Consider the following 22,574-nt stretch of genomic DNA (forward strand, 5'->3'; position numbering starts at 1 on the left):
ATGGAGGAGGCCTTACCACCGTATGTCCAATGAACAGGCATTGCGGCAATATGACGTAAAGAAATACAGAACACCTGATGGGTATACCTCAGATATTGCGGTATTTACTATCAGATCTACGAGAAATGAAATGTTCAAGCCTCCGACTATGGAGCTCCACATTATGTTGATTAAGCGGAGTATGGTTGATAATGAGGGACGGCCCAACATCGAAGCGGGTAAATGGGCACTGCCTGGTGGATTCGTAGGTCCGGATGAGACGGCATACCAATCGGCTGCCCGGGAATTAAAAGAGGAGACGGGGGTAGATCATATCCACCTCCAGCATTATGGCGTGTACGATGCTCCGGGGCGCGATCCGCGGGGGTGGATCATTTCCAATGCGCATTATGCGATCGTGCCGGAACATCAGCTTGCCCATCGCCAGGCCAATGACGATGCGAGCGAGGTGGAGCTCTTTTCCGTGGAGGATGTGCTTCAGTTGGACCTTGCTTTTGACCACGCGGAAATTATCGCTGATGCGATTACAGTCATCCGGCATAAGCTGCTTGAAACTACGGTGGCTAAAGAGTTTTTGCCAGCAGAATTTACATACTCTGAACTTCAAGCCGTATTGCTTACCGTGACGAAGGATTCGGCGATCGCTTTGGATGCTGCGTTTGCTCGTAAAATTAAAACCTTACCTTTTATTCAGGAAATCACCGGGAAGAAGACAACGCGGACATCGAAGAAACCTGCCCAGCTTTATCGTTTTGTTGACGTAGAAGTGAATAGCTCGATCTATCACGCCAGAAAGTAATTTTTTTTAATTTTATTAATTAACAAAATAATAAGTGTTAAATATAAAAAGGGGGAATTTGCTGTGATTATCCCAAAGAGAAGAGCGTTAATTAATGTTGACTACACGTATGATTTTGTGGCTGCAGATGGAGCATTGACATGTGGCGAGCCTGCTCAAGCGATCGAAGGGCGGATGGCCGAGCTAACTAAAGAATTTATTCAGTATGGCGACTTTGTAGTATTGGCGATCGATATTCATAAGCATGGCGACATACTTCATCCTGAGACAAAGCTGTTTCCCCCACACAACATCGAAGGGACGGATGGACGCAAGCTGTACGGAGCGTTAGATACGGTGTACCAGACTTATAAGGATGCCGTGAACGTGTATTGGATGGATAAAACGAGGTATAGCGCTTTTGCGGGTACAGATCTTGAACTGGTGCTTCGTACGCGCGGAATCACAGAGCTGCACTTGGTCGGGGTGTGTACGGATATTTGTGTGCTGCACACCGCGGTGGATGCTTACAATAAAGGCTTTGAGCTCGTTATTCATGAGGATGCCGTGGCGAGCTTTGACCTGGAAGGTCATGCGTGGGCATTAAGGCATTTCAAAAGTACGCTTGGCGCGACAATGATACGGCAAAAGGAGGAAAAGGAGAAATGAACAATCTAGCGAATAATCAGTTTTCACCATTGCCTTATGCGGATGATGGACTTGCTCTGCACACGGATAAATACCAGATTAATATGACGGAGGCCTATTGGCGGGATCAAATGTACAACCGCAAAGCTGTGTTTGATGTCTATTTTCGCAAAATCCCGTTTCAAAACGGCTATGCGGTCTTTGCCGGGCTAGAGCGGGTTATCCGCTATCTTAAGGCATTCCGATTTACGGAGAGCGATTTAGCTTATTTAAAAGAAGAGGGCTATGGCGGTGACTACCTTGCCTATCTTGAGACACTGCGTTTTACGGGAACGGTGCGTTCGATGAGGGAGGGGGAGCTCGTTTTTGCCAATGAACCCATCATGCAAATTGAGGCTCCTTTAGCGGAAGCACAGTTAATTGAAACGGCCGTGCTGAATATCGTCAATTACCAGACTCTGATTGCCAGCAAAGCATCGCGCATCAAGCAAGTCATCGAGGATGGCATCAGCATGGAATTCGGCACTCGCCGTGCCCAGGAGATGGATGCAGCAGTTTGGGGAACGAGAGCCGCGTATATTGCGGGCTTTGAGGCTACATCGAATGTGAGAGCCGGGAAGCTGTTCGGCATCCCTACCGTCGGAACACATGCCCATGCCATGGTTCAGGCTTATCGCGATGAATATACTGCTTTTCGCAAATACGCGGAATGCCACAAAGACTGCGTGTTCCTGGTCGATACGTATGATACGCTGAGATCGGGGGTACCTACCGCCATCCAGGTCGCCAAAGAGTTCGGAGACCGCATTAACTTCAAGGGCATCCGCCTGGACAGCGGAGATCTGGCCTATTTCTCGAAAGAAGCACGCAAAATGCTTGATGAGGCTGGTTTCCCTGATGCGAAAATTTACGCTACTAATGATCTGGATGAGCATACGATTATGAACCTGAAGGCGCAGGGAGCAAAAATCGATGTTTGGGGGATCGGCACGAAGCTAATCACTGCTTATGACCAGCCTGCTCTTGGCGCTGTTTACAAAATGATTTCAATCGAGGACGAGCATGGTACAATGGTAGATACCATTAAAATCAGCTCAAATCCTGAAAAAATTACGACGCCTGGTCGTAAAAAAGTGTACCGTATTATTAATAAAGGAAACCAGAAGGCAGAAGGCGATTATATTGCGTTGGAACACGAAAATCCTCAGCGCGAAGGACGTCTTAAAATGTTCCACCCGGTTCACACGTACATCGCGAAATTCGTCACAAATTTTGAAGCGAGAGAGCTGCACCAGACGATTTTTAAAGACGGTGAATGTGTGTATGAGCTTCCGACCTTACAAGAAATCAGGGAATTTGCAGCGGATAATCTACAAGTGTTATGGGAGGAATATAAGCGTCTCTTGAACCCGGCCGAATATCCTGTTAATTTAAGTCAGGACTGTTGGGATAATAAGATGAAGCTAATTGAAGAAGCCCGGGAAAAGGTTCAACAGCGTATGGCAAATCAGGATTTACAGGATTTATAGATTTGGTTATAAATTGACTCAGGCTAGCCAGCTCAATACTAGAAGGGAGTAATTTTCAATGCCAATGGATCATACTCAGAAGCAAATTACCGAAGCATTGCACGTCAAGCCAAGCATCGATGTGAGGGCGGAAATTCGCAGCCGGATCGATTTCTTGAAGGAATACTGCCGGAAGGCTCACGCGAAGGGCTATGTACTAGGAATCAGCGGGGGACAGGACTCCACGCTGGCGGGCCGCCTGGCGCAACTGGCTGTGGAGGAGCTTCGTGCTGAAGGATACGACGCGACGTTCTATGCCGTTCGTCTGCCCTATGGAGTACAGAAGGACGAAGATGATGCTGAGGCGGCCATGGCGTTCATTCAGGCGGATCAAGAGTTCGTTGTGAATATTCAGGAGCCTGTTCTGGCTTTGGCTAATGTCGTTGAACAAAGCACTAGTCTCAAGTTATCCGATTTCAATAAAGGCAATGCTAAAGCACGGGTGCGCATGATCGTTCAATATGCCATCGGCGGAGAGACCGGGTGTTTGGTTGTAGGTACGGATCACGCCGCAGAGTCCATTACAGGCTTCTTTACGAAATTTGGCGATGGTGGGGCGGATGTTCTACCTCTGGCGGGGTTAACAAAGGGACAGGGGCGCGAGCTGCTGAGGGAGCTTAAAGCCTCGGAGCGTTTGTATCTCAAAGTGCCCACTGCGGATTTACTGGATAACAAGCCTCTGCAGGCAGACGAAACAGAGCTGGGGATCGCCTACGAAGTGCTTGATCAATACTTAACGGGAAATGCCGTTGATTCAGAGGATCAAGCGAGTATCGAGAAGCGGTACGCCGTATCCCGGCATAAGCGGGAGCTTCCGGCCACCCCGTTCGACACGTGGTGGAAGTGAGCGAGAATTCGCCATCCTGAAAGCTGCCCAGTCGGGCACACCTACTGCCTGGAGATTTACATTCCAATTTGAAAATGGCACCCTTCCCATGCTCTGTTATAATGAACAATGAGTGAAGCCGGGTAGATTCAGAGTACTTTACTGACTGCTCGGCTTCTTACTGGTCTCATCTAAGTAAATTGAGTGATTTGAAAGGAACGATCATGCAGCAAGAACATCCCTTTTTCATACGAAAAAAACAGCAGATCGCTGTTCATCTCAATGAAGTGCAGCAGCAAGCAGTATTGCATTCGGAGGGTCCGCTGCTGTTGCTTGCGGCACCAGGGTCGGGCAAGACGACGACCTTGCTCATGCGAGTTGGCTACCTGATCGAGGAGAAAGGGGTGCAGCCTTCGCGAATTAAGGCGATTACCTTCAGCCGGGCATCGGCCGGGGATATGAAGGAAAGGTATAAGCGATTTTTTCCGGAGCTGCCGTCCGTGGATTTTTCAACGATTCATAGCCTGGCCTTTGAAATTGTGCGGGAGCACTTTCGTGCAGAAAGAATCTTGTTCCAAATTATCGAGGGTCATGGATCGGGTCAGGACATAGAAGTGGGAGAGGCAGGCGATTCCGCGGCCCCGGCTTTGCATAAGAAAATGATATTGCGCGAAATATTCAGAACGGTCACGGGAGAGAACATCACGGATGACCAATTGGAAGAGTTAACGACTTATATTAGCTATATTAAAAATAAAATGATCCCGGTCAGCAAATGGGGCGATGTGTCTTGCGGTGTGCGACATGCCGAACAAATCCTTAGCGAGTACGAGAGATTTAAGCGAAAGCATCCGAGCGGGCTGCTCATTGATTTTGACGATATGCTGACGCTGGCCAATGACATTTTAAGCAAAGACGCTCGCTTGCTCCGTAAATATCAGCGGCGCTACGATTATATGCTTACGGACGAAAGTCAGGATACGTCGCTGGTACAGCATGCGATCGTCGAGAAGCTCGTTATGGAGCATCGGAATTTATGCGTTGTAGCGGATGACGACCAGTCGATTTATAGCTGGCGGGGAGCGGAACCTTCCTACTTGCTGGAGTTCCGGCAGGTATACCCGGAGGCGCGAGTTTTGTATATGGAGCAGAACTACAGGTCTTCTAAAAACATTGTGGAAACCGCCAATCAGTTTATTCAGCGGAACAAAAATCGTTACAACAAAAACATGTTTACGCATAACGTTGAGGGACAGCCGATTTCGATCAAAGCTCTGCCCGACTATAAGCAGCAAACGAAGTACTTAGTCGAAGAAATTCGTAAGTTGAGCCATTTGGGCGAAGTAGCCGTGCTATATCGGAACAATTCATCCTCCATTGATCTGATGAATCAATTTGATCGTGCCGGTATTCCGTTTTATATACGCGATGCGGACAATCGTTTTTTCTCCCATTGGGTTGTACAGGATATTCTCAATTTCATGCGGATGTCGTATACCGACCGTCGGCCGGATATTTTGGAAGCTATTCACACGAAATTTAACGGCTATATTACGAAGCAGCAGATGGCTGCATTAAAGGAAATTCATAATCATGAATCGGTGTTTGATAATTTGCTGAACTATGTCCCGCTGCAGGATTATCAGTTGAAGCAGCTGCCGCAATGCAAATGGATTTTTGAACAGATGAAAGGCATGCCACCTTTAGAGGCGATTGATGTTATCCGAACGAAGCTGGGATATGACAAGGCTATCGACAAAATGTGCGAACGTCTTGGTTTCCAAAAGGAATACTTGCTAGGGATCCTGAATTCGCTGGAGGAGATTGCGGAGTCGTTGAGTACGATGGAGGAATTTGCGCAGCGACTCAAACATTTGGAGGCTTTGTTGAAATCCTCTAAGTCCAGAAAGGGGCAGCATGCCGTCACGTTTTCGACCTTTCACAGCGCCAAGGGCTTGGAGTTCAAGCATGTGTATATGATCGATTTGATCAATGGCATCCTTCCATCGAAGGAGGATCTGAAGCATCGAGCAGGGGACCGGAATAGCGAGCTGATGGAGGAAGCGGCTCGGCTGTTCTATGTTGGCATGACGAGAGCCAAGACACAGCTTGAGCTGCTGACTTATCAGCAGAGGGAGGGCGAGAAAACGACGGAATCTGTATTTCTTGCCGAGGTGCGGAGTATTTTGAATCCTCCGCAGTTTAAGGTGAGCCTGGATTCTGGCCGACAAATCGGCAGAAGTACTAACAGGGGAGCTTCTTTTGGCGGGGGAGGTGGGGCAGCGGCCTTCCCGGCATCTTATGCGGTTCCAGCAGCAGCTCGCTCGTTCAATGCGAATACGATCCGGTTGTTGACGGATTTAGCTCAGGACATGCAAGTGATCCATCGTGCATTTGGTCTGGGAAGAGTAACGATGTTCTCGGGGCCAACCGATCTGATTGAAATCCAATTCGCCGCTGGAACCAAACGGCTATCGGTTCGTACCTGCCTGGATATGGGGCTGCTTGAGCGACCGTAGCCTGCGAATGCATCGAAGTGATTAGAAGGTACAAACCGGGAGTTAGTCCGTCTTTTTCGCGGTGATCCTGCATAAACTGGGTGGTGAAGTGATTCAAGCGCTGCCTGGGGGGAGAGAGATGCGGATCAGAAGAGGATGGCACAGCCGGAGAAGAAGGGGTAGGCTCAACAGGGGGAAAATATGGTCTATTGCTATAGTCGTTGTCATCGTTGCCTTCGTTATGTTTGGCCAATACGTTGAACGAAATATGATTGGACCGATTAAGCATCTCGCCCACATCCGGGTGAAGCAAATTGCTACTGAGTCGATTAATGAGGCCATTACGGCTCAGGTGGCCAACCGTGAGCAGATCGATCATCTTATCGATTGGAAGACCGATTCTTCCGGTAAAATTTCCGGGTTTATGCTCAACTATTCAGCGCACATGCAAATTACGTCTGATACGATCCAGACGGTCCGCTCCACGCTGGATGAAGTGTCCAGATTGTCGGAGCACATTCCGCTTGGGCAGGCGCTTGGCAGTCCCATTCTGGCTTCCTTTGGCCCCAATATTCCGATACGTATTGAGCCTAAGGGCGATGTGAAGGTCGATTTAAATACTCGGCGGCAGGAGGCGGGGATTAATATGATCCTCGTTGAAGTGTTTTTACGTGTACGGACGGAGCTTGCTGTTGTGGTGCCTTTTGATATGGGGGCGCAGGCGGTAGAAACGGAAATACCGGTATCCTACATGCTGGTGGTCGGCGATGTCCCGATGTATTATTACGACAGCAAAGGAAATCCGGTCGGGGATCATGGCGTTAGTGCGCCCAATATTGCTTTGCCGTCTCTTCCTAGTCAACCGGACACCGATAGCGGTACTCGAGCATTGGATTGACTGAATCTTATCGATTCATCAAAGGGAGTAAACTTTTATCATTGGAAAAAAGGAGCCCTCTACTGATTCAAGAGGCTCCCTTTTTGGTTTGCTTCGTTCGTTCCGCTCTTTCCCATTGCTTCAGGAGAGGGAACGGATTAAACGCCCATTCCCTCGTTCCGGTATCTTTGTAAATGCCGTAGTGCAGATGAGGAGGAAATCTGCCTTGTGTTCCCGGAGGCCCGTAGCCACTGCTGCCTACCCAGCCAACCGTTTGGCCGGGAGTTACCGTATCGCCAATATTGATGTTCTTCTCAAAGCCTTGCAAATGGGCGTAGTAGTGGTAGCGGTTGTTCAGATCGCGAATTCCGATTCTCCAGCCCCCATATGGATTCCAGCCTTTAGTCTCGACAATGCCATAGCATACGCTGCGTACCGGCACTCCATAGGGGGCGAACAGATCTGTTCCTTCGTGTGTGCGCAGGCCGCCCCAGCCACGCCGGTCTCCCCATGTATCGCGGTAAGTGTAGGTGCTTTTTACGGGAAGTGGAAAAGCACTGTCGGAAAGATCGATGCGATCAAATGTCCTGTAAATTTTAGAAAATTGGCGGATTCGCTCAACGGACGAATCATTTTGATAATAACGCCATAGGGCAATGCGGATATCGTCATCGCTGTAGCCGAAATGAAGCAAATAAGCTGCCATCGTGTACAAAGCGTCCCGGTCATTATAAGGATCGGCTGCCGCGTCCGCAGTGGCGTCTTTGCCGATTCCGCCGAACAAGGCGATCGTCGCGGGATTCGTATCGCTGGGGTTAGGATTTAAAGGGCCGGCCCAGATGGGCTCCTTAAAGCGAATGCCGATCAGCTTATTGTTATTATCCGGAATTTGCGCTTGGCGTGGAGTGATTGTTCGTTCATATTGATCTATAGCGGCGAGCCAATGCCAAGGAATTTGCGTCAATAAGCCGATTTCCTCATATAAGCTTCTTCTAAGCTCATAAGGAGTTTTGGGGAGAGACGAGCTCGGTTTGCCGGGAGCTTCTGCTGCGGATGCTCCGAAGCCGGGAATACTCCATAGTGACGTCAGCACAGTAACGCCAATGAGGCAAGGGAAAAGTCTGTTGACGAATAAAAAAATTGACCTCAATGTGAGATCTCCTCCTTTAAAATTCCGTCGTTGATCTCACCCTTAGAGTGAGTAACGTTTTTTTAGGTTGGGACAAAAGATGTTTTTTTATTCCATTTCCTCAAGGAGGTTTTTCCAAACGATTCATGGTATAATAATGGCACTATAGCCTATTCTAGGGGAAGGAAGGTCTCAATTCTTGTCCAAACTAGCTAAAGAACCAAAACCGGAATGGATTCGAATCAAGTTGACGACTGGCGATAATTATCAGGAAATTAAAGAGATGATGCGTTCAAAGACATTACATACGGTATGCGAAGAAGCGCGTTGTCCAAACATATATGAATGCTGGGCAAACCGAACGGCCACATTTATGATTCTAGGGGATATTTGTACCCGGGCCTGCCGGTTCTGTGCGGTTAATACAGGCATGCCTACGGAGCTGGATCTGCAGGAGCCGGAGCGGGTCGCCGATGCTGCTGAGAAAATGGGGCTGCGCCATTGTGTAGTCACCAGTGTGGCACGGGATGATTTGAAGGATGGCGGAGCGACTATATTTGCAGAGACGGTTCGCGCAATACGGGCGCGTTTGCCGCTTTGCAGCGTCGAGGTGCTGATTCCCGACTTTTTAGGCAATGAGGATTCGTTGCGTATTGTCATGGATGCTAAACCGGATATTCTTAACCACAATATTGAGACGGTAGAACGTCTTTCCGATCGTGTACGCGCCAAGGCGAAATATCGCCGCTCCTTGGAGCTTCTGCAGCGCGCAAAGCGAATGCAGCCTGATATTCCTACGAAATCCAGCATTATGCTGGGCGTAGGTGAGGAGTGGGAAGAAATTTTGCAAGCGATGGATGATTTGCGGGCTGTCGATTGCGATATTTTGACGATCGGCCAATATTTACAGCCTTCACCGCAGCATCTCAGTGTGGAGAAATACTATCGGCCGGAGCAATTTGCCGAACTGAAGGAAGAGGGCATGAAGCGCGGGTTTAGCCACGTTGAATCAGGCCCGCTTGTCCGAAGTTCTTATCATGCTCATGAGCAGGTTAAGTCGGCGAAGAGCCATCAGGCAAGCGTTCCGGCAGAAATTTAAGGGCAAGGCAAGAGGGGGATGCCGAATGATTCAGATCGGTGGCAGAACATACGAGTTAATACAGAATTACAAGGACGCATGGGACGTAGAGGTGTTTAAGCAGAGATATAGCGAAGTGTTGGATCGGTATGATTATATTCTTGGGGATTGGGGCTACGAGAAGCTGAGACTTAAAGGCTTCCTGCGGGACAACCATCCCAAGGTGAACCGGGATACTGCTTATTCGGGCATCACGGATTATATCAATGAATACTGTAATTTTGGCTGCGCTTATTTTGTCCTTCAAAAGACAAAGGAGCATAAGGAGAACAGGGGAAGCCAGAAGGCTTCAACGCCAAATGCAGCGTCTGCCGCAGAATAATGGACTAGGTCCGTAATTCGCTGGGCAAAATTCATTATTCATCAACCAAAGTGACTTAGGGCTGGTTCGCCTGGCAGCTTTCGGAGATATCCGGAAGACTGCCTTTTTTGTGTGAAAAAGCAGAAAATTCCTGCCTGTGTGCAGGAATTTTCTACATGAGAGATCTATGAATGTAATTATTCCGGTTAATTCGCTTGAACCTTGAGCTTCAAAGTATCTTGCTGATAGCTCCATTCGATGGCAGGATATTTCTTCTGAAAATCCTGGAGCTCGATATAGGTCTCGTCGTTAAGAATTTTTACGCTCCCGGCACTTCGTTTGAACTGCTGCTTACCCGAGTTATCGGTTATCGTCAACACCCCGGTGTTGGTTGCCCAGGAGGCATTGCCCTGAACAAGGGCAGCTAGCACGCGAGATTGGGCATAAACTTTGTTCCCCTCTTGCACGACATCAAGGTAACCGGTGAAGGAAACATTGTTAATGTTTAACTCAGAAGGATTGCCGCTTACTTCGAAGTTTTTCAGGCCGATTTCGTGCATTGCCACAATGAGCTGGGCAGTTGGGTTTAGGTTGACCTCAATATCGGGTTCGAGACCGATATAGTTAAAGTCCTCGCGGTTCGGTGTTAGGTATTTCAGGATCGTAAGCTTTAAAGAGCCGCCATTCGATAAAGAGTAAATATTTTGAATTCGTGCTTTACCATAGGTTTGAGTCCCGACGACAGTTGCGATGCCGTTGTCCCGCAGCGCCGCGGTTAGAATTTCTGAAGCACTGGCTGTCCATTCATTGGTTAAAATAACGACCGGCATGCCGAGCGAGCTGCCTTTCGTTATTTTAATAGCTTCCAATTTCCCGTTCTGGCTTTCGGTGTACATCAGTACGCCGTCTTTGATAAAATGCTTGGTGATGTTCTGTGCTGATTCCACATATCCCCCAAGATTGTCACGTAGATCAAGAACGAGTGATTTCATCCCTAACTTACGGAGCTTGTTCAAATGGGCGGCAAACTCTTCGTCCGCTTGATCCGAGAATGTGGAGATGGCGATATATCCGATATCTCCCGATGAGATCATTCGGCTCGATACGGAGGGCAATGCGAAGTGAGCACGAGTAATCATAAAGCTTAGCTGGCTGCCCCCTCTTTTGATCGTGACGTTCACCTTCGTATTTTCCTCGCCATGAATGAGGTGAATATCCTCTGCACTTGTAACCTGGTGATCATCGACTTTGGCAATGATATCTCCTTTACGCAGACCTGCCGATTTGGCTGGAGAACCTTCGAGCACTTCGGTCACATAGAGCTTGCCTTGAGTAAAACGGATCAGAGCTCCGATGCCGACATACTCCTGATTGAGCTGATCTTCAAATTCCTGAAGTTCTTCTTGGGTGAAATAATCCGAATACGGGTCTTCTAATGTGTGAACCATGCCGCGTATGGCATTTTCGATGAACTCTTCTCGTCTGACACCTTCGATATTGTTGTCATTCAAGTATTGCAAGACTTCCCGAAGTATTTCAAGATCGTCGGGCTCTGTTGCTTCATTCGCAGGACTCTCCGCGTATGCGGCTTGAGGAAGACAAAGGGTAAGAAAAAGAAGAGGAATTAAAACTGCTTTGTACCATGACTTAATCATAATAAGAATACGTCCTTTGCTATGTATTAACTAGAATATATAACTCTATCATACAGGTAAAAAAGGGAAAGTTATATAGGAAAACGGATGTTCTTGGAACATCCGCTTTATGGTAAGTACTCAATATTAACCTAGAAAAGCATTACGAACGCGATCCCAGAAAGGAAAAGGACGATAGCGCACAAAGCTGATGCTTTGCGTTGCCACCTGGCAGCGTACAGAGATGAGGTCGCTGATCGGATGGTTGATATGATCCAAAGTGAGCAGCAAATTCTGTTCCTTGCGGGAATAAATATCACAATGATGATGTTCAGGCAGTACCAGGGACGAGCCGATTGTTCGGAAGACCCGGTTATTGATTGAAGCAATTTCAGAGATTTGCAACGCTTTAATCGAAGGATGGATAATAGCTCCGCCTAGGCTCTTATTGTAAGCCGTGCTACCGGATGGCGTAGAAATGCAAAAGCCGTCTCCACGAAACATTTCGAACATTTGATCATTGATATCGACTTGGGCGACAATCGTCCCGTCCACACCCTTGAGCGTGAATTCATTCAGACAAATATACGAGGAGGTTCCTGATTTTTTCTGAATTTCCAGCTCAATCAGGGGATATTGAACGATCCGGGGCTTGAGCACGGATTCATCTTTGTGTCGGGCGATCATATCTACGAGATCAGGAATTTCATTGGCCTGCCAATCGGCAAAAAAACCGAGATGCCCCGTATGTACCCCTACAAATGAGATCGACGGAATACGGTCAATAAACGTATGGAAAGCGTGGAGCATCGTTCCGTCTCCCCCAATGGAAACGACGATCTCCGGTGACTCTGCATCCAACTGAAGACCTTGTTTAGCGGCCAATTGGTGGAATTTCTCACTCAATTCAACAGACAATTGATCTCCACGGTCAAGAACGTAATATCTCAAGATGACAGGCTCCTTTATATTATCCTTTAGTAACGATCATAATCAATTCTGAAACAGAACACAACGTTTTCATTTCCTTGATCTCCCTTCGCCTCGCGTCAGCAGACGATGAATGATTTGGGCAAGCAGTGATAAAATAAGGAGTACCGAGATCATTTTTAGAAAGATTAAAAAAGCATCAGGAATACTGCTCCACCCTGTTGGCATTTCTTTTCCTAATGAGTTTAGCCATGCAGAGTCTGTTTGCGAGCCCATCAGTGGGTTCCAAAGGAGCAGTAATAGTACCATTGCCATAATGCCGTGAATAAAGCGAGCGGCTAAGAAGGGAGCATAGCGCAAATCCGCCCCGTTCAAAATACTGGCAACCTGTGCATGTACGGACAACCCTCCCCAGGACAAAATAAATGCCGCCGCCGCAGCTTTATATATGAGCGGGACAGCCGCTGGCGCCGCAGCTGCCTTTGCCCCAAGTGTAACCTCAAACATACCTCCCACGAAGGGCTCGGCCAAAGCGCTTGGCAGGCCAGTCAAGCCTAAAAAGGATTCGATACTGGCATAGAGCAAGGTCATCATGCCTGAAGCGGTCAGCAGCTCAAGAATAACCGAGAAGACGACGACCAGTCCGCCGACTACCGCCATAAGCTGTAGGGAGGAGGAAATGGCCTGCTTCAGCAGTTCACCTAGGCTGCGCCCGTCATTTTGCCTAGCCTCGTGCATCGCTCTCAGGGCAAGTCGCAGGCTGAATTTTGCGGGAGGATTAGATGGTTTGCTTGACGGTGTTGAGCTTTTAACCGGATTGATTTGATGGCAGATTTCTTGGTCCAGGGTAACCTGACTAGTGCCGTAGAACCTCATCACGAAGCCCAGAATCAGGGCACTTCCGTAATGGGCTAATGCGAGAATGCCGGCTAGCTTAGAGCTGCCAAAGAAACCAACCGATACGGCGCCGATCAGAAAGATGGGGTCAGACGAAGTAGTGAAGGCCACAAGTCGTTCGCCTTCTATGCGGCTAATAAGCTGCTGCTGTCTGAGCTTGGTGGCGAGCTTGGCGCTGACAGGGTAGCCGGAAGCGAACCCCATGGCCGCGACGAAACCCCCGCTGCCTGGGATACGGAATAAAGGCTTCATGAGGGGATCAAGCAGTTTTCCAATGAAATGAACGATCCCGAAGCCGAGCATTAATTCAGAGATGACAAAGAAGGGAAATAAGGAGGGGAATAACACTTCCCACCAAATGGCGAGCCCCGTAACGCCTGCTTCCCAGGAAGCTTGGGGGTACGACAGCATCAGAACACCGACTGTTGCTAGGGTTATCACCATCAGAGATGTGGTGAATCGTGCTAAATTCATGAAGAACGCCTCCACAATGGGTCATAGTGGATTGTATGATTTGATTAGGACAAACAGCACAAAAAAAGAAAGAAAGCGATTACATTTTATACTGTATTTTTGATTGATATGTGTTAGAATAAAAATCACAGATATAAACTTCACGGGATAAAATCTCTGATGGATGGAGTGTTGGCTATGAGTTATGTAGCAGGAATACTGGTATGCGCTTTTGTGTATGTTATCCGCGCTTCTCGCGTCCATTCCAGTAGTGAAGAGGATTGGCGAAGTTATTGAGATTACAGCAGATCGGTCTGTTGATACGTAGGGGCTCCGGTAGGAGCTTTTATTTTTTTTTGCTATAATTATAGGGAGTATCAAAAAATTCAATGTGGAAGTTGGAGAGGAATCCAGTGAACCCAAGTTTAAGCATTTATGATAATCTGGGCGGCGAGAAGGCTATTCGGCAGCTTGTGGAGGCTTTTTATCCGAAGGTGCAGGCAAACCCGCTGCTCGGGCCTTTATTCCCAGAGGATATTCGGCCGGTGATGGAGAAACAGTTTATGTTCTTATCGCAATTTTTCGGTGGACCATCGTTGTTTTCGGACGCTTTCGGTCATCCGATGATGCGGGCGAGACATCTGCCCTTCCCAGTTACACGTGAAAGAGCCGAAGCTTGGCTGGCTTGCATGACTGAAGCATTGGGAGAAATCGGGGTTGATAATGAACTGAAGGATTTTATCATTCAACGGTTATCTGGACCTGCTTTTCATTTTGTAAATACACCTTAAGTATGACGCCGTGTCTTATGGCGGAGATGGAAAGGAAGTTATTGTGTTGGAACTGGAACCTCTTTATAAAATCAAAGTCACCTGTGCCTATTGTGAGAAAGAGTTCTCTACTTCTCGGGTGAGGCCAAGCCTAAAGCGGGCCTTTCGGACGGATACTGATTTTTGCGGCTATTACCGGGAGGAGAATCCGGATTATTATGTAGTGCGGATCTGCCCTTCCTGCGGATTTGCTTCTACGGAGAATTCACATCATCGATTGACAGAACATCAGCGTAAAGCATTCGAACAGAATATTAGCAATCGATTGGTGAAGCGAGATTATGGAGGCCGTAGAAGCTGGGAGAACGCGCTGGAGACATATAAGCTGGCATTGCTTTGCGCACAGACGATTGGCGAGAAGGAAAGAATCATCGCAAGTTTGCTTCACCATATCGCCTGGTTGTATCGCTATCGTGAGGATCATGAGCAAGAGCAGCGCTTTTTAAAACATGCTCTGAATTCTTACATAAAAGTATACGAGAATGAGGGCGCTGGTGATAATGATGCCAGGTTGATGTATTTAATCGGTGAATTGAACCGCAGAATTGGCGAAAATAATGAAGCTGTCAAATGGTTCGCAAGAGTTATCAATGACAAGAAAATTATGGATGCAGCCATGATTCGCGCCTGTCGGGAACAATGGGCACTGCTGCGGGAAGAAATGCAGAGCAAAGGGGAAGAGTTGACGGAAGAAGTAAAGGGATAGTCTCGGAAGAATGGATAATTTCATGATTGCGGGACAGAGCAAGGGGCCGTTCACATGAAAATGCGAACGGCCTCTTCTCGCCCGAGAGCTCATGGACTGTTTTATTTGCGGACGACCGTATCGGTCAATAAATAGTCCTGATCGCTATCCAGTAGCGTTAGTTTGTTCTTGCAGCAAGGAAAAACGAGCAGTTTCTTCTTGCCTTCATGGACATTCTGAACTTCATGAGGCTTCATAGGGAGTAGGACGTTTTCTTGTCCGCAAAAAGGGCATTTTGGCACGTACACATCACCCATGATAATATCGTAAGGAAGCGCCTTTTCAAAAGGAATCATGAGGATGTACCGGAATTATTGGAAGATGGAGGATTTGCCGCTTCTTCCTTGGCGATTTCGGCGATTTTTTGCATTAATATATGCTGTGGCATATGCATAAGGTGCTCAAGAGGCACCTTTAGTTTTTCGGCTAGTTTTACAGCAGTTTCCGGTGAGACTTGTAGTGGCTTCATATGATCCCCTCCTGTCGATCTGGTTTCTATATCATACACTTATAATGCTAGTGGCATCAACATTGGCATGAGGAAAGGATGCGTATCCATGGCACAATTGACAGATCCAGTACAACTGACATGGGAGCTGGATTCTATTTTTACCGGAGGTTCTGCCTCGTCCGATTTTGAGGATTTCTTACAGCGGTTGCAGGCTGATATTTCAGCGTTGCATCGTGATTTGCAGAATCACCATGCTCCTCAGAGCTTGGAGGATGCAGCGAGCCTAGATCCATTGATCAGCGGGGTGCAGAGCGCGGCTGCTAAAATTGTGGAGGCTGACAGCTTTGTAGCCTGCCTGACGGCAGAAAACCAACATGATAAGAAGGCAGTGCAGCTATCCGGCAAAGTAACCTCGTTGCGGGCTGCGTTTGAGAACGTGATGACATTGTTTCAAAATCTGCTGCGAAATACGGAGGATGAACTATGGGAAAAATGGATGCTCCGTGAGCAGATTGCCCCGATTTCATTTGTACTGAGCGAAAAGCGTGATGCTGCCCGCGAGAAGCTGGCGCCAGAGCTGGAGAGTCTTGCTTCTGACTTGGCCATCGATGGTTATCATGGTTGGGGACAGCATTATGATACCATCGTGTCGAAGGTGGCAGTACCATTCAAGGACGGAGACGGCAAGCTTACGTCCTTGTCTGTTGGCCAGGCTGCAAACAAGCTGGAGGACAGCAGCCGGGCGGTACGGGAAGAGACGTTTAAAAATTGGGAGCAGGCCTGGAGCGGGGTTGCGGATTATTGTGCCGATACACTTAATCGGCTGGCAGGTTTCCGAATTAAGCTTTATGAAAAACGAGGCTGGAATGATATTCTGAAGGAGCCGCTAGATATCAATCGAATGTCTCGGGCAACTCTGGACATGATGTGGCAGGTCATTGCGGAGAACAAACCGGTGTTTGTCGAGTATTTGAATCGAAAGGCCAAGCTTATGGGGGTGGATAAGCTCTCTTGGAGCGACCTGGAGGCCCCAATCGGCGAATCTGCAGGCAAAATCACCTATGATGCTGCTGCGGACGAAATCGTCAAACAGTTCCGCAACTTTAGTCCGAAGCTGGCGGATTTCTCGGCGGAGGCCTTTAATAAACGTTGGATCGAAGCCGAGGATCGCCCGGGCAAGCGCCCAGGAGGCTTTTGTACCTCGCTTCCGGTTAGCCAGCAGACGCGCATCTTTATGACCTTTGGCGGTACGGTTTCTAATGTTTCCACGCTGGCTCACGAGCTGGGACATGCGTATCACCAATACCTTATGGATGAGCTGCCGCAATTCAATCAGGATTATGCGATGAACGTTGCCGAAACGGCTTCCACTTTTGCAGAAATGATCGTTGCGGATGCACTCGTAAAGAATGCTGCGGACGACAAGCAAAAGCTGAGCTTGCTGGCTGATAAAATTGGGAGCAGCATCAGCTTTTTCATGAACATTCATGCTCGCTTCCTGTTTGAGACGCGTTTCTATGAGCGAAGAAAGCATGGGGCGCTAAGTGCGGATGAGTTGTCCGTACTGATGGAGGAAGCTCAGCGTGAGGCATATCAAGGGGCGTTGGCCTCTTATCACCCTCACTTCTGGGCATCGAAGCTGCATTTCTATATTACTGATGTGCCGTTCTATAATTTCCCTTATACGTTCGGATATATGTTCAGCACAGGGCTGTACGCGAGAGCTCAGCGTGAGGGAGAGGGCTTTGCTGCGAAATATGATGCCTTACTGCAGGATACGGGACGGATGACGGTGGAGGAGCTGGCCAGCAAGCATCTGGGAGTCGATCTGACCAAACCCGATTTCTGGCGCGAGGCCATGTCCGTAGCGGTAGCCGATGTAGAGGCGTTCTTAAAATTGACGGAATAAATAAGAGGCAGGACTTCCATTGGAAGTTCTGCCTCTTTGATTAGGAGATAGGTACAAAGGACTATTTCCGGAGTGAGAGTTGTTATGAATCATAGAAGCCGATGCAAATTATGTCAGTTGGTACATACCAGAGCTATGTGCGTTTTTCCAGTTTTAATAGGCGAAAATAACTTTGCACACCAGCGGCAATTAACTCCTGAAACCCTTGGGAAATAGAAGAAAAACGCTGTCGCAAAAGTGTGCATTTTGGCGAATGATTTATTTTAAACCTGTTGAAAAATATATATACATAGTAATAAATAACCAATTTTGTTTTATATTGTTGATCGACTAGTCATATTGGAATATAATGAGGCGTAAGCCCTATAAAAGGGAATCATATGGGAAGGGAGGGTGGATATGCTGAAGACGGACCAGCTTTCACTTGCCAGGCAGGTTGACATGGTGTTTAAAGAGCTCGAAGAAGAATTATCCGGTATGACTTCGGGGACTGTGTTTATTCAAATTCGTAATAACGCCATTGGAAAATTCGGTATCCGCCATAATCCGATTGCAGGTCGTAACGGACAAATGTCTGAGGAGGATAGAGGATTAACGAATCAACAGTTGAAATCGTTTAAAGCGATGGCTATTGAAGCTTTGAAGTTCAAGCGTTATTGGACACATGGAGAAATCAGTTATGAGTTTGCCCTACGGCAGGATAAGATCATTGTAGATGCTATTCTCGAGTCTAATTATAATATGGCAAATTTAATGATACAGCGTTATTCAAGAAAGGAATCAGCAAGTATATATCATGATATTTCATAATTTTTATGATCAATATGGACAAAATGGAATAAAGGCAGGCGATCTACTTGATGCAGACCGCCTGCCTTCTTATCGGTTGAATAAAACCTGCAAATTACTGGTTAGAACGACCCGACAGTTGCTGTTCAGCGATTTGAACAAGACGTTTTGTAATATAGCCCCCTAGAGAGCCGGTTTCGCGGGAAGTATAGTTACCGTAGTAACCATCTTGTGGAATTTGAACGCCCAGTTCTTGTGCAGCTTCATATTTCAGCTGCTGCAGTGCAGCGTTCGCTTGAGGAACGACAAGGTTGTTGGAACGGCTTCCGCGTTGGTTTGCCATGTTTGTCACCTCCTTTGCCTTTGTGAATTTAGTATGGATTCCATGAGCGAAAATATGCAGTCTTCAATCTTTCTATATCATTGGTAATTATTTCAACGCAAAACAAGCAATCCTCCATTGAGAATTGCTTGTTACAATTATAGGGCTATCGATTGTTCTCGCAGCTTGAATTTGGTGATTAGGTAGAGCTTGGATAGATCATTTCTAACTGCAGGTTAAGCTCCAAGGTCTGTGCGGGCTTAAGTTCAATCAGTCCCGTAACCTCGTTTGGCAACCCTGAGTTTGGAGCGTCCGGCAGCCAGGTGTATGGCTCAATGCAAAGAAACTGATCTGCCTCTCCCTTCGTATATAGCACCCAATGTTTGAAATAAGCAGGATCTGCAGAGTATATCAGTCCGTATCCATCATTATGCATTAACGTTGCTTGTACGGGGTTGTTGCCGATCTGAAACATGGTATCGAAATTCGTTCCTTGAAGATTCATGCCTGTGATTAATTGCTCGAGTTCACCCAGCGGCGTGATTTCGCCCGTAGTGATCAGTTCTTCGTCCAAATCATATTTTCCCGAAACGGGAAGTGTAATGGTCCACTTGTCAGGTTCGCCGTCCAATAGGAACCAGGTATGCAGGCCAAGGCCGAAAGGAGCAGGCTGATCTCCTAAATGATGGATCTTAAACGTCTGTTGTAGTTTGGCGCCTTGAAGACGTAAGGTCATTTCAAGCTTGAGCGGAACTGGAAACTGCCTGATCCACTGAGGGTCATCCGTAGTTTTGAACTCCGTTGTGATCGTGCAGCCCTCATCGTCTTCTTCAATATCGCTAACGCACCAGGCTTGTGTACGGTGAAGACCGTGGATGTGGTTGTCATTGGCTGTATTGACGTCAAACTGGTATTCTTGTTCTGCATAAGTGAATTTCCCTCTGCGAATTCGACCTGGGGGGATTAACAGAGGAATCCCGAAGTGATATGGCTTTTGCAAATAGAAATCGAGCTCACTCTCATCTGGGCGGCGAAGTACATCGCGTTGCTGGATATGATCCCGTATACTAATGACATTATTGCCAAGGCGGGGCAGCAGCGTGACATCAAGCTCGCGGCTATGTAACGTATAAGTATCGTAACCGTTCCATTGCCCTTTGGTCACTTTTTTCATATCGATGCTCCTTTTCCCACAAATAATCGAAATCGAACAACTAGCTTTATCATAACACTTTTTCTTGGGGACGAAAAACGGAAGTTGACATTGCAACTGCACGAGAAGTATGATTGGACATATAAAATTAACATGTAAAAGCGATGAAAGGGATAAGTAAGCGAAGCGGACTTCTCTTAGCAGAAAGCTGGTGGGTGATGCGAACCAGCGAGGTTGCTTAGGCCGAATGGACCCTGGAGTGCCGAGCGTAACAGATAGAAGCAACAATCTATCCTAATAAGCCGGCCGGCTTGCTCCACGTTACGGAGGATAAAGGCTAAGATACGACTTAGATCTATTATGCGGTAAATACGCTATTATCTTGGTAAATAAGGGTGGCACCACGGTCTCACGTCCCTTTCTGGGCGTGGGATTTTTTGCGTTCTGTTTGTGTCCTGATGGCAAAAATTATGATAAGAGGCAAGTGGCGTATAGAAGCGATTTTTTTACAAAAAATAAGGAGGATGTTAAACATGAAAAAAGTTCTTTCCGGCATTCAGCCCAGTGGTAAATTGACATTAGGAAACTATATTGGCGCCCTAAAAAACTTCGTCAAGCTGCAGCATGAGTATTTGTGTAATTTTATGGTGGTCGATCTTCATGCGATTACAGTTCCTCAAGATCCCGCTGCTCTGCGTGAGCAATCTGAAGAGGCAGCCGCATTATTTGTAGCGGCGGGTATCGATCCCTCCAAGGCAAATGTCTATATGCAGTCCCATGTTCGTCAGCATGCTCAGTTGGGATGGATTCTGACGACGCTAACAAATATGGGCGAGCTTGAACGAATGACGCAATTTAAAGATAAGTCCGAGGGCAAGGAATCGATCGGTGCCGGTTTGTTCGTGTATCCATCGCTTATGGCAGCGGATATTCTCGTCTACAATGCTGATTTGGTACCGGTCGGCGAGGATCAGAAGCAGCATCTGGAACTAACCCGCGATCTAGCGCATCGCTTCAACCATCGCTACGGCGAATATTTCACGATTCCAGAGCCGTATATTCCAGAGGTGGGGGCACGCATTATGTCCTTGGATGATGCCTCTAAGAAAATGAGTAAAAGTAACCCCAACCCAGGCAGCTATATTTCACTATTGGACCCGCCGGCCGATATTCGTAAAAAAATCAGCCGCGCGACGACCGACTCCGGCAGTGAAGTAAGATTCGATCCGGCGAACAAGCCCGAGATCAGCAATCTCATTACAATCTACAGCCAATGCGCGGAAATTTCAGTGGCTGAAGTGGAGCGGCTCTATGAAGGCAAGATGTATGGAGCCTTCAAGAAGGATTTGGCAGAGGTCGTGGTCGGTGTTATTGAGCCGCTGCAGCAGCGGTACCGTGAAATCCGGGAATCCGGCGAAATTTTCGATATATTGGCTCAAGGGGCAGAGAGAGCTTCGGAAATGGCGGAACAGACATTGGTGGATGTACAGCGGATGTTGGGATTCATTACGAAATAAGCGATGGATTAGTCTAAGTATGGGAACCCGGATGAAATATCCGGGTTTTTTGTGTTCCTCGTCACTGAATTGTCATAATAACTTGATTAATATGTAACGTTTGTCAGAGACTTCGTGGTTTTGATATGATAAAGTTTATAGCGTAAAGGTGTTTTTATAGAAATTTATTTGGATTTTATATATATAAGCATAGGAGGAAGATATAACGCATGGAAAAACCACTTGGTTATTCTGCTCCATCGGATTCCCCTGCGTTGTCCGTGAGACCAACTCCTCCGGGAGAAACGGCAACATGGAAAGATTTCATTGCTTTGACGAAGCCGGGCATTATCCGTTCGAATGTGATCGCGACTTTTGCTGGGTTTTGGCTGGCTTCTCAATGGAATTTGCAATACGGGAAATTAATTTGGACAATATTGGGTACCGTTCTTGTAATGGCTTCATCTTGTGTATTGAATAATTATTTCGATCGTGACTTCGACATGAAGATGGAGCGGACGAAGCAACGGGCTTTGCCTACCGGTAAGTTGTCACCGACGGTTGTACTGTGGTACGGGATTATTCTTGGCATATTGGGATTAACGGCCTTGTTCAGCTTCTCTGGGTTACTGGCTGGACTGTTTGGCATAGTAGGGATGTTTGTATACGTTGTTGTCTATACTTTGTGGCTGAAGCGCACGTCAACCTGGAGTACTTCAGTTGGTGCAATTTCAGGCGCAATGCCTCCGGTAATCGGCTATGTGGCTGTTACAGGCAAAATTGATTTAGGGGCATGGCTATTGTTTGCTTTATTGTTCCTATGGCAGCCTCCACACTTTTGGGCGCTCGGCATTCGTCGGGTAGAAGAATACAGGGCAGCAGGATATCCGCTTCTTCCAGTCGTAAAAGGTATTCTAAGAACTAAACTGCAAATGATTCCTTATCTTGTTCTATTGCTACCCATACCTATATTATTGTACGTTTACGGATATACCGGGATATGGTTCATGATTATCGGCGAAGTATTGTCCATAGTATGGCTGTACATGGCGCTGAAAGGCATCCGCTCACAGGATAATGATGCTTGGGCGAAGAGAGTCTTTATATTCTCCGTGAACTATTTAACGATCAGCCTGATCGTGATGATTTTGGATACAGTACGGATTTGATGATTGGATAGCGATGTTACGCTGGAGGCACTG

The 22,574-nt window shown here is 47.3% G+C and carries 22 protein-coding genes; 14 read left to right on the forward strand and 8 right to left on the reverse strand.

The window, feature by feature from the left end; genetic code table 11:
- Positions 1 to 22 precede the first annotated feature (22 nt).
- From EIM92_RS08540 to yunB, 6 genes are all read left to right on the forward strand, one after another.
- On the forward strand, positions 23 to 799 hold the full coding sequence (locus EIM92_RS08540) for an NUDIX hydrolase (RefSeq protein WP_125082285.1): 777 nt from the start codon (positions 23 to 25) through the stop codon (positions 797 to 799).
- A gap of 69 nt (positions 800 to 868) precedes the next feature.
- A complete protein-coding gene (locus EIM92_RS08545) occupies positions 869 to 1,447 on the forward strand; it encodes a cysteine hydrolase family protein (RefSeq protein ID WP_125085073.1) in 579 nt (192 codons plus the stop codon).
- Positions 1,444 to 2,955 carry a nicotinate phosphoribosyltransferase gene (locus EIM92_RS08550; protein ID WP_125082286.1) on the forward strand — a complete coding sequence of 504 codons (1,512 nt, stop codon included), beginning with the start codon at positions 1,444 to 1,446 and terminating at the stop codon, positions 2,953 to 2,955. The genes EIM92_RS08545 and EIM92_RS08550 overlap by 4 nt, the downstream gene beginning before the upstream one ends.
- A gap of 64 nt (positions 2,956 to 3,019) precedes the next feature.
- The gene (nadE, locus tag EIM92_RS08555) at positions 3,020 to 3,841 is read left to right on the forward strand and encodes an NAD(+) synthase (RefSeq protein WP_425464197.1); all 822 of its coding nucleotides are present in this window, start codon (positions 3,020 to 3,022) and stop codon (positions 3,839 to 3,841) included.
- A 203-nt stretch (positions 3,842 to 4,044) separates the two neighbouring features.
- The gene (locus EIM92_RS08560) at positions 4,045 to 6,339 is read left to right on the forward strand and encodes an ATP-dependent helicase (protein WP_125085074.1); all 2,295 of its coding nucleotides are present in this window, start codon (positions 4,045 to 4,047) and stop codon (positions 6,337 to 6,339) included.
- A gap of 118 nt (positions 6,340 to 6,457) precedes the next feature.
- On the forward strand, positions 6,458 to 7,216 hold the full coding sequence (yunB, locus tag EIM92_RS08565; RefSeq protein WP_125085075.1) for a sporulation protein YunB: 759 nt from the start codon (positions 6,458 to 6,460) through the stop codon (positions 7,214 to 7,216).
- Between the two features lie 67 nt (positions 7,217 to 7,283).
- Here the strand turns inward: yunB and EIM92_RS08570 are convergent, their stop codons facing one another.
- Complete coding sequence (locus tag EIM92_RS08570) at positions 7,284 to 8,345, reverse strand: M23 family metallopeptidase (protein WP_125082288.1); 1,062 nt, start codon at positions 8,343 to 8,345, stop codon at positions 7,284 to 7,286.
- A gap of 178 nt (positions 8,346 to 8,523) precedes the next feature.
- On the opposite strand from EIM92_RS08570, the gene lipA reads away from it, so the two are divergent.
- Together lipA and EIM92_RS08580 are read left to right on the forward strand one after the other, a co-directional pair.
- A complete protein-coding gene (gene lipA, locus EIM92_RS08575) occupies positions 8,524 to 9,423 on the forward strand; it encodes a lipoyl synthase (RefSeq protein ID WP_125082289.1) in 900 nt (299 codons plus the stop codon).
- Between the two features lie 25 nt (positions 9,424 to 9,448).
- Positions 9,449 to 9,784: a YutD family protein gene (locus tag EIM92_RS08580; RefSeq protein ID WP_125082290.1), complete on the forward strand. Its 336-nt coding sequence runs from the start codon at positions 9,449 to 9,451 to the stop codon at positions 9,782 to 9,784.
- Positions 9,785 to 9,969: 185 nt separating this feature from the next.
- On the opposite strand, the gene EIM92_RS08585 is transcribed toward EIM92_RS08580, so the two are convergent.
- The 3 genes from EIM92_RS08585 to ylbJ all read right to left on the reverse strand — a co-directional run bounded on the left by EIM92_RS08585 (position 9,970) and on the right by ylbJ (position 13,698).
- The gene (locus tag EIM92_RS08585) at positions 9,970 to 11,418 is read right to left on the reverse strand and encodes a S41 family peptidase (RefSeq protein ID WP_125082291.1); all 1,449 of its coding nucleotides are present in this window, start codon (positions 11,416 to 11,418) and stop codon (positions 9,970 to 9,972) included.
- Between the two features lie 126 nt (positions 11,419 to 11,544).
- The gene (locus tag EIM92_RS08590) at positions 11,545 to 12,348 is read right to left on the reverse strand and encodes an NAD kinase (RefSeq protein ID WP_125082292.1); all 804 of its coding nucleotides are present in this window, start codon (positions 12,346 to 12,348) and stop codon (positions 11,545 to 11,547) included.
- Between the two features lie 69 nt (positions 12,349 to 12,417).
- On the reverse strand, positions 12,418 to 13,698 hold the full coding sequence (ylbJ, locus tag EIM92_RS08595; protein ID WP_125082293.1) for a sporulation integral membrane protein YlbJ: 1,281 nt from the start codon (positions 13,696 to 13,698) through the stop codon (positions 12,418 to 12,420).
- Positions 13,699 to 14,090: 392 nt separating this feature from the next.
- On the opposite strand from ylbJ, the gene EIM92_RS08600 reads away from it, so the two are divergent.
- A complete protein-coding gene (locus EIM92_RS08600) occupies positions 14,091 to 14,468 on the forward strand; it encodes a globin domain-containing protein (RefSeq protein ID WP_125082294.1) in 378 nt (125 codons plus the stop codon).
- Between the two features lie 46 nt (positions 14,469 to 14,514).
- Positions 14,515 to 15,213, forward strand: coding sequence for a DUF2225 domain-containing protein (locus tag EIM92_RS08605; protein WP_125082295.1), 699 nt, complete (start codon positions 14,515 to 14,517; stop codon positions 15,211 to 15,213).
- A 101-nt stretch (positions 15,214 to 15,314) separates the two neighbouring features.
- Here the strand turns inward: EIM92_RS08605 and EIM92_RS08610 are convergent, their stop codons facing one another.
- On the reverse strand, positions 15,315 to 15,548 hold the full coding sequence (locus EIM92_RS08610; RefSeq protein ID WP_125082296.1) for a hypothetical protein: 234 nt from the start codon (positions 15,546 to 15,548) through the stop codon (positions 15,315 to 15,317).
- On the reverse strand, positions 15,545 to 15,721 hold the full coding sequence (locus tag EIM92_RS08615) for a YycC family protein (RefSeq protein WP_125082297.1): 177 nt from the start codon (positions 15,719 to 15,721) through the stop codon (positions 15,545 to 15,547). Before EIM92_RS08615 ends, EIM92_RS08610 begins: the two co-directional genes overlap by 4 nt.
- A gap of 88 nt (positions 15,722 to 15,809) precedes the next feature.
- Between EIM92_RS08615 and EIM92_RS08620 the strand changes: the two genes are divergently transcribed.
- Together EIM92_RS08620 and EIM92_RS08625 are read left to right on the forward strand one after the other, a co-directional pair.
- Positions 15,810 to 17,612: a M3 family oligoendopeptidase gene (locus tag EIM92_RS08620; RefSeq protein ID WP_125082298.1), complete on the forward strand. Its 1,803-nt coding sequence runs from the start codon at positions 15,810 to 15,812 to the stop codon at positions 17,610 to 17,612.
- 399 nt (positions 17,613 to 18,011) lie between these two features.
- Positions 18,012 to 18,422: an O-methyltransferase gene (locus tag EIM92_RS08625; protein WP_125082299.1), complete on the forward strand. Its 411-nt coding sequence runs from the start codon at positions 18,012 to 18,014 to the stop codon at positions 18,420 to 18,422.
- Between the two features lie 94 nt (positions 18,423 to 18,516).
- Here the strand turns inward: EIM92_RS08625 and EIM92_RS08630 are convergent, their stop codons facing one another.
- Together EIM92_RS08630 and EIM92_RS08635 are read right to left on the reverse strand one after the other, a co-directional pair.
- Positions 18,517 to 18,744, reverse strand: a complete 228-nt coding sequence (locus tag EIM92_RS08630) for an alpha/beta-type small acid-soluble spore protein (RefSeq protein ID WP_110931448.1) — start codon at positions 18,742 to 18,744, stop codon at positions 18,517 to 18,519.
- A gap of 178 nt (positions 18,745 to 18,922) precedes the next feature.
- Positions 18,923 to 19,897, reverse strand: a complete 975-nt coding sequence (locus EIM92_RS08635) for an aldose 1-epimerase (protein WP_125082300.1) — start codon at positions 19,895 to 19,897, stop codon at positions 18,923 to 18,925.
- Positions 19,898 to 20,409: 512 nt separating this feature from the next.
- On the opposite strand from EIM92_RS08635, the gene trpS reads away from it, so the two are divergent.
- Positions 20,410 to 21,393: a tryptophan--tRNA ligase gene (trpS, locus tag EIM92_RS08640; RefSeq protein WP_125082301.1), complete on the forward strand. Its 984-nt coding sequence runs from the start codon at positions 20,410 to 20,412 to the stop codon at positions 21,391 to 21,393.
- 209 nt (positions 21,394 to 21,602) lie between these two features.
- Complete coding sequence (cyoE, locus tag EIM92_RS08645) at positions 21,603 to 22,541, forward strand: heme o synthase (RefSeq protein WP_125082302.1); 939 nt, start codon at positions 21,603 to 21,605, stop codon at positions 22,539 to 22,541.
- Positions 22,542 to 22,574: the final 33 nt, after the last annotated feature.

Origin of the sequence: Paenibacillus lentus (assembly GCF_003931855.1) — a bacterium.
Taxonomy (GTDB): domain Bacteria; phylum Bacillota; class Bacilli; order Paenibacillales; family Paenibacillaceae; genus Fontibacillus; species Fontibacillus lentus.

Coding starts and splice junctions, on each gene's coding strand:
- yunB (WP_125085075.1), top strand. CDS start 6,458: ATGCGGATCAGAAGAGGATGGCACAGCCGGAGAAGAAGGGGTAGGCTC.
- nadE (WP_425464197.1), top strand. CDS start 3,020: ATGGATCATACTCAGAAGCAAATTACCGAAGCATTGCACGTCAAGCCA.
- EIM92_RS08625 (WP_125082299.1), top strand. CDS start 18,012: ATGCTGAAGACGGACCAGCTTTCACTTGCCAGGCAGGTTGACATGGTG.
- EIM92_RS08560 (WP_125085074.1), top strand. CDS start 4,045: ATGCAGCAAGAACATCCCTTTTTCATACGAAAAAAACAGCAGATCGCT.
- EIM92_RS08620 (WP_125082298.1), top strand. CDS start 15,810: ATGGCACAATTGACAGATCCAGTACAACTGACATGGGAGCTGGATTCT.
- EIM92_RS08635 (WP_125082300.1), bottom strand. CDS start 19,897: ATGAAAAAAGTGACCAAAGGGCAATGGAACGGTTACGATACTTATACG.
- EIM92_RS08550 (WP_125082286.1), top strand. CDS start 1,444: ATGAACAATCTAGCGAATAATCAGTTTTCACCATTGCCTTATGCGGAT.
- cyoE (WP_125082302.1), top strand. CDS start 21,603: ATGGAAAAACCACTTGGTTATTCTGCTCCATCGGATTCCCCTGCGTTG.
- EIM92_RS08585 (WP_125082291.1), bottom strand. CDS start 11,418: ATGATTAAGTCATGGTACAAAGCAGTTTTAATTCCTCTTCTTTTTCTT.
- EIM92_RS08610 (WP_125082296.1), bottom strand. CDS start 15,548: ATGATTCCTTTTGAAAAGGCGCTTCCTTACGATATTATCATGGGTGAT.
- EIM92_RS08540 (WP_125082285.1), top strand. CDS start 23: ATGTCCAATGAACAGGCATTGCGGCAATATGACGTAAAGAAATACAGA.
- EIM92_RS08630 (WP_110931448.1), bottom strand. CDS start 18,744: ATGGCAAACCAACGCGGAAGCCGTTCCAACAACCTTGTCGTTCCTCAA.
- EIM92_RS08580 (WP_125082290.1), top strand. CDS start 9,449: ATGATTCAGATCGGTGGCAGAACATACGAGTTAATACAGAATTACAAG.
- ylbJ (WP_125082293.1), bottom strand. CDS start 13,698: ATGAATTTAGCACGATTCACCACATCTCTGATGGTGATAACCCTAGCA.
- trpS (WP_125082301.1), top strand. CDS start 20,410: ATGAAAAAAGTTCTTTCCGGCATTCAGCCCAGTGGTAAATTGACATTA.
- EIM92_RS08615 (WP_125082297.1), bottom strand. CDS start 15,721: ATGAAGCCACTACAAGTCTCACCGGAAACTGCTGTAAAACTAGCCGAA.